Origin of the sequence: Rhodopseudomonas sp. AAP120, assembly GCF_001295845.1 — a bacterium.
Taxonomy (GTDB): Bacteria; Pseudomonadota; Alphaproteobacteria; order Rhizobiales; family Xanthobacteraceae; genus Rhodopseudomonas.
In genome coordinates, this window is sequence record NZ_LJIC01000192.1 from 24775 (window position 1) to 31694 (window position 6920).

A 6920-nucleotide genomic window follows, 5' to 3' on the forward strand; every position below is an offset into this window, starting at 1 on the left:
TGATCATCATCATACCTCCAGGCGCGATGCCGCCCGGCCCTCGCCGCATCAGGACACGCCACATGATCTCGACTTGGCTTTCCTCTGTCCTCTCCCGTCGCGACATCCACTACGGCTGGGTGATGGTCGCCGTGACCTTTCTCACCGCGCTGGTCTCGGCTGGCGCGGTCGGCGCGCCGGGCGTGTTCATCGTCCCGCTGCAGCAGGAATTCGGCTGGACCACCGCGGAGATCTCGTCCGCTTTGTCGGTCCGCTTCATCCTGTTCGGCCTGATGGCACCGTTTGCGGCCGCGCTGATGAACCGCTACGGCCTGCGCAACGTGACCATCGCCGGTCAGGTGATCATCGCGCTGAGCCTGATCGGCTCGGTGGCGATGACGCAGGTCTGGCAGCTCGTGCTGCTATGGGGGGTGGCGGTCGGGATCGGCACCGGCCTCACCGCGATGGTGCTCGGCGCCACGGTCGCGGCGCGCTGGTTCAACCATCGCCGCGGTCTCGTCGTCGGAATCCTCACCGCCAGCGTCGCGACGGGGCAGCTCGTGTTCCTGCCGATGCTGGCGGCACTCACCGAGCGCTTCGGCTGGCGCGTCGCACTGCTGCTGCTGTGCGTGGGCCTCGGCGTGGCCGCACTGGGCGTGATCTTGCTGATGCGCGACCGGCCGAGCGATGTCGGGCTGCGACCGTTCGGCGACGCCGGCAGCGAGCCATTGCCGCCGCCGCCCCCGACCACCGCGCCGATCATGGCGGCCGCCCTCGGCGCGCTGCGCGACGCCGCGAAGACGCGCGTGTTCTGGATCCTGTTCGCGACGTTCTTCATCTGCGGCGCGTCGACCAACGGACTGATCCAGGTTCACCTGATCCCGCTGTGCGCCGATTTCGGCATTCCCCAGGTGCAGGCCGCGGGCCTGCTCGCCGCGATGGGCATTTTCGATTTCGTCGGCACGATCCTGTCGGGCTGGCTGTCGGACCGCTACGACAATCGCTGGCTGCTGTTCTGGTACTACGGGCTGCGCGGCCTCTCGCTGCTGTTCCTGCCCTACAGCGACTTCACCTTCTACGGCCTGTCGCTGTTCGCGGTTTTCTACGGACTCGACTGGATCGCCACCGTGCCACCGACGGTGCGGCTCACCGCGCAGAAGTTCGGCGCCGAGCGTGCCGGCCTGGTGTTCGGCTGGATCTTCGCCGGCCACCAGCTCGGCGCCGCCACGGCGTCGTTCGGCGCCGGCTTGTCGCGCACCGTGCTGCTGAGCTACCTGCCGGCGTTCTTCGCGGCCGGTGTGCTCTGCATCATTGCTGCGGCGATCGTACTGACGATCGCCAAGCATCCGCGGCCCGCCAGCGCGTAGTCGCCTCCCGCAACGATCCCCCGAGCAGCATCGCTGCTCAGGGGATCGTCTTGACAGACATAGTTATCAATCAAACGCGGGAGGCCCCCGGCGCATGGCCGGCAGCCGGCGCCGGCGGCGGTTGCGCCTCAGATCAGGCCGGCGCCTGCCCCTGCCGCCGCCGGGTATCCGACATCGTCAGGCTGTGCGAAGGCGCCGGGCGACGTGTCGCTTGGAGGCTCTTGCCGTCCGGACGCGCCCGCTTGGCGGCGCCCTGGCCGACGGCGACCAGTCCGCTCTCGGCGTTCTGGACCAGCGCGTCGATGACGTCCTTCAGGCGGAGCAGCGCCGGAGCGACCTCGTCGTGGATCCGTTGCTCGTCGTACATCGCGCCCAGCAGGCCGATGTTCACCACCACATGGGTCTGGTACTGCGGCGACCACATCGGCACCGCGACGCCGTTGACGTGCGGGCTGAACACCCCGCAGGAGATCACATAACCGCGCTCGCGCAGCATCGTGCGGCTGGCCTCGAGACGCTCGCGCAACACAGGAGCCTGCTCCGGCTCTTCGCGCTCGATCTCTGTCAGGAACGCGTTGGCGGCTTCCGGCTGGAGCGCCGCGAGGTAAGCATGACCGCCGGCGCTCCGCGACATCGCGATGCGGCTGCCCGTGGTGGAATGCAGACCGAGCGTATGCGCCGCGCGTGCGTATTCGAAGTACACCAGATGAAAGCGATCCGGGATCAGGAAACCGACCGTGCCAGGGATCTGATCGGCGACTTCCTGCAGGCGCGCGCGGATCAGATTGCGGAGTTGCAGCCCGCGCATCATCGCGGTGCTCATCGCCACTGCGCTCGGCCCGATTCGATACTTCTGATCGCGCGGCAGATACACGAGCTGCCCCATCCGCGTCAGCGTGTGGGTCAGCCGCGACACCGTGGAACGCGGCAGCCCGCAGCGATTGGAAATTTCGAGGTTACCGAGCCGCGTATCCGCGCCTTCAAAGCAGCGCAGCACGTCGAACGCGCGCGACACTACCTGAATTACATCGCCTTCACCGGCGATATCACCCTGTCCCCGCTTGCAAAGTCGCTCCGAGCGTCGTCCCATTTTCTTCTTCTCGCTTGGTTCTTGGTGCCCAATGCGTCGTGCGGAAGCGTTCACCACCGAACGGCGCACATTTCTTATTTCGCTGTGCGGAACATTATTCCACTTGATGGCAACGCTACATCACACCCGCGGTGTCCACAACACCAACACGTCGGCATTGCTGCCCTGCGTGCGGCTACTCGGCGCAAGATTTTCTCCGATTACCGCCGGCCGCGACGCCGGACGCGCGCGAACCATCAGGGATTACTATCCTGGATTGAGAGCGACGGCCCGAGCATCGCGCAGTCTGCGTTTTGGATTGCGGCTTAGCTACAATTCGCAAGACACTCGAAACCCGAGCTACCTGAAGCGCTGCGCGCCCGCGATTCGAGACGCGCGAGCGCGGCCACCACCTCCGCAGCAATAAGTTCGGCGACGTAATGCCGCATCGTGCCTGGCGGCTTCGGACGCACCCGTGCCGCGCAACATCGAACTATCTCGCCGCCGTTCTAATAAGACGGTGGGGCCTCGAGGCGATCACTCTCCTCGAACGCGCGACTGCTGGGCGCGACGTGATTCGCCGGCGTGCTCGCGCCGGCGAAAGCGAGCGGCAGCTATCATTGGCGCCGTTGCATATCATCCGCCCGGCTCACACGTCGTGGAACACCACCGCATCGACCACCACACAGCCCTGCCCCACGGAGCCCAGCATAACCGGATTGAGATCCACACTGGCGATGCGCGCAGACGGATCGCGCATCAGCTCGCCGACACGCACCACCATGTCGGCGAGCGCATCAATATCCATCGGCGTCTCGCCGCGGACCCCGGCGAACAGCGGTGCGATCCGCAGCGTCTGCAGCGCGGCCCGGACCTCGTCCGCCGCGAATGGCGGCAGCAGCAGCTTGGTGTCGCGAAACACTTCGACATACTTGCCGCCGTCGCCGACCACCACGACCGGCCCGAACACCGGATCACGATGTGCGCCGATCATCATCTCGCGGCGGCCGCCGGCCATCGCCGCAACGATCACGCCGTCGAACCGCGCGCCGGCCTTGGCGATGATCTGTTCCATCTCGGTATAAATGTCACCGGTCGCATCCGCCGAGGTGACGCCGAGGCGCACGAGGCCGAGTTCGGATTTGTGCGCGATATCCGCCGAACAGCCTTTCACCACCACCGGGCCGCCGATCAACGTGAAGGCGGCGACTGCCTCGCTGCGCGACAGGCACAGCCGATGCGACACCACCGCGACGCCGCGCGACGACAGCAGCCTGAGACTGTCGGCCTCGTTGAGCATCAGCGTTTCGGCCGACGCAGCAGTCAGCACATCGCTCGGACGATTCACTTCACGACGCGCGCGCGCCTTGGCCATCAATTCATGATGCGCCAGAAACTGATGCAGCGCGCTGACCGCCTCGACTTCGGTCGGAAACACCGACGTGCCGTTGGCGGCGAACACCTGTGCGACGCTGGGCTGCGTCGCCGACACCACCACCGGCTTGCCGGTCTGCTGGCCGAACGCGGCGGTGTCCCGCGAAAATGCCGGCACATCGTAGCCGGGACCGGCCACCGGCACACCAATCAGAAACGCATCGGCGGCCGGATCCTTGGCGATCACCGGCAGGATGTCACCGAACAGCGCGCTGTTGGACAGCAGCGCGGCGGTGAGATCGATCGGATTGGTCGTGGTCGCAAAGCTCGGCAGGATGCTCTTGAGCTTGGCGTCGGTCTCGGGCGCGAGCTTGGCCATCGGCATGCCGACCTGCGTGGCGGCATCGGCCGTCAGCACGCACACCGCCCCGGAGTTGCTGATCGCGACCAGCCGCCGCCCCTGCGGCTTCCAGCCCTTCAGATACAGCTCGGTCGCCTCGACCAGGCCGCGCATGTCCGGCGCGCGCCAGATGCCGTGATGTTCGAAGAACGCGTCGACGACGCGGTCTTCGTTGGCGAGCGCGCCGGTGTGCGACTGGGCGGCCGCCTTGCCGGCATCGGTGCGGCCCGATTTCAGCGCGATGATCGGCAGATCACGATCGAGCGCGATCGCAGCCAGTTCTTCCAGATAGGTCTTGTCCGGGATGCTCTCGAGATAGAGCAGCATCAGCTTGACCTCCGGATCCTCCGCAACGGCGCAGGCGAGTTCGCCAACAGTGATGTCGGAGTCGTTGCCGGTGGCGTGGGTGTGGCGCACCGCGATGCCCCTCTGGCGCAGGAACCCGACCGGTACGGTCGACAGCGCGCCCGATTGGCTGAGCATCGCGACATGGCCCCTGGCATTCGGCGCGACGGGCTCCATGTCGACGAACATCGTCGAGAACGACGCGATCGCGCCGGTACCGAAATTCGCAAGGCCTTGCGAGTTCGGCCCGACGATCCGCATCCCGGCCTTGTGCGCCGCTTCGACCATGCGCCGCTCCTTGGCCTTGCCGGCGTGCTGATCGACCTCGCCGAAGCCCGACGCCATCACCACCGCGACCTTGACGCCGGCGGCGGCGCAATCCTCGACCGCGGCGATTGCGTTGTCGCCGGCGACCGCGACGATCACCATCTCGGGCGCTTCCGGCAGATCGGCGAGCGACGCGTAGCTCCTGTGGCCCTGGATCTCGGGCCGCGTCGGATTGATCGGATAGATCTTGCCCGTGAAGCCGAACTTGCCGAGGAAATGCACCGGCCGGCCGCCGACCTTGTTGGGATTGTCCGACGCGCCGATCACGGCGATGGATTTCGGATCGAGGGCGGCGCGCAGGCGGCTCATGCAGAAGTCCTTTCGAAATACGGAACGAGGCGGCCGGTGAAGCGCGCGAATCGCACCGTCACCCGGTCGCCGATGGCGAGGTCGCCAGCGCCGTGCGCCATCATGCGGAAACCTTCGGCGGCGTCGATCAGCACGATCATGAACGGCACGTGCTCACGCGCTTCGGCGGTGGCGGCGCGGTGCACCAGCGTCGCAGCGTACACCGTGCCCTCGCCGCTGGCGCGCAGATGAGTCAGATCATTGCTGCCACACGCAGCACAGAAGTCGCGGCGGAAATATTGAACGGCGCCGCAGCCATTGCAGCGCTGATACACGACCGCCTCGTCGCCTGTGGTCCAATCCGTCATTGCCGGCTCGCTCATCGTTCGCGCTCCAAAAACATGCTGACATGCGACGACAGCACACCGCCATCGCCGTGCAGCAGCGCCAGCGAGGCGTCGCGGACCTGGCGATCCCCGGCGCGGCCGGTCATCTGCAGGTGGGTTTCGACCAGATGCGCCATCGCGCCGCCGACGCCGCAATGGCCGTAGCTCAACAGCCCGCCATGGGTGTTGAGTGGCATCGCGCCATCGCATGAAAAATGCCCGCTGCGCGCCAGCGCCGCTGCCTCGCCGCGCCCGGCGAGGCCGAGATCTTCCAGCAGCATTAGAAGCGTAATGGTGAAGCTGTCATACACGGCCGCGTAGTTCACGTCGGCGATCGCGACGCCGCTGGCAGCCTTGGCGCGGGCGATCGATTGTTCGGCGCCGGACGGACCTTCCGCCGGCATCGCGGTGACATGCTGGTGCGTGTGGGCCTGGCCGCAGCCGCGCACTTTGATGCGGTGCGAGGTGGTCGGCTCGCGGCTGATCACCAAGGCGGCGCCGCCGTCCGACACCGGGCAGCAGTCGAGCAGCTTCAGCGGCGATGCGATCATCTTCGATGCCATCACGTCGGCGACGCTGATCGGCTCGCGAAACTGCGCGCCCGGATGCGTCGCCGCATGCGCCCGCATCAGCACCGCGAACTCGGCGAGATCCTCTTCCGTCACGCCGTGATCATGCATGTAGCGCGAGGCGACCAGGCCGTAATACGCCGGAATGGTCGGCCCGAGCGGCACTTCGTAAAGCGGGTGGCCGACCTGTGCCAGCGCCTGCACCGAGGCGTCGCGGCTCTGCCCGGAGAGCCGGTTCTCGCCGCCGACAACCAGTATATTTTTGGCTGCGCCGCTTTCGACGAGCTGATGCGCCAGCATCGCCATTGCCATGCCGGTGGCGCCGCCGACCTGCACGGCGTGGCAGTAACTCGGCCGGATGCCGAAATGCTCGGCGAACACCGTGGCCAGCATGATGTGCGGCATCGTGGTCGAGTAGCCGCACAAAAGCCCATCGATTTCGCCACGCGTCAGGCCCGCATCGACCAGCGCAAGCTCTGCCGCGTCCCGCATCAGGCTGAGCGTGGTGGAGTCGTCGATCTTGCCGAAGCGCGTGAGGCCGACGCCGGTGATGTAGCTCATCGGATCAACTCCCGGTTCGGTGCCAGCGAGCGCGGACAAACTATCAACGTCATTCCGGGACGCGCCTGTTGGCGCGGGCCCGGAATCCATATCCCCAGACCGTGGTTATGGATTCCGGGCTCGCCGCTAAGCGGCGCCCCGGAATGACGAACGAGAGGACGATGCTCATAGAGGCGACGAACATCGCGCCGAGCACAGCGCGCTCCCCTCCCCCTTGCGGGGAGGGGTCGGGGGTGGGGGTCCGCGGGCACTGAG

The 6920-nt window shown here is 66.7% G+C and carries 5 protein-coding genes; 1 reads left to right on the forward strand and 4 read right to left on the reverse strand.

Features of this window, described 5'->3' with window-relative positions:
- Positions 1-62 precede the first annotated feature (62 nt).
- Positions 63-1346 (forward strand): MFS transporter, encoded by a 1284-nt coding sequence (locus IP86_RS25645; RefSeq protein WP_054165270.1) that lies wholly within the window; start codon positions 63-65, stop codon positions 1344-1346.
- Between the two features lie 133 nt (positions 1347-1479).
- Here IP86_RS25645 and IP86_RS25650 read toward each other — a convergent pair whose 3' ends face one another.
- The 4 genes from IP86_RS25650 to IP86_RS25665 all read right to left on the reverse strand — a co-directional run bounded on the left by IP86_RS25650 (position 1480) and on the right by IP86_RS25665 (position 6665).
- Positions 1480-2436, reverse strand: a complete 957-nt coding sequence (locus tag IP86_RS25650) for an IclR family transcriptional regulator (protein ID WP_054165271.1) — start codon at positions 2434-2436, stop codon at positions 1480-1482.
- Between the two features lie 628 nt (positions 2437-3064).
- Positions 3065-5170 (reverse strand): acetate--CoA ligase family protein, encoded by a 2106-nt coding sequence (locus IP86_RS25655; protein WP_054165272.1) that lies wholly within the window; start codon positions 5168-5170, stop codon positions 3065-3067.
- Positions 5167-5532, reverse strand: coding sequence for a Zn-ribbon domain-containing OB-fold protein (locus IP86_RS25660; RefSeq protein ID WP_054165273.1), 366 nt, complete (start codon positions 5530-5532; stop codon positions 5167-5169). The genes IP86_RS25655 and IP86_RS25660 overlap by 4 nt, the downstream gene beginning before the upstream one ends.
- Positions 5529-6665, reverse strand: coding sequence for a thiolase family protein (locus IP86_RS25665; protein ID WP_054165274.1), 1137 nt, complete (start codon positions 6663-6665; stop codon positions 5529-5531). Before IP86_RS25665 ends, IP86_RS25660 begins: the two co-directional genes overlap by 4 nt.
- Positions 6666-6920: the final 255 nt, after the last annotated feature.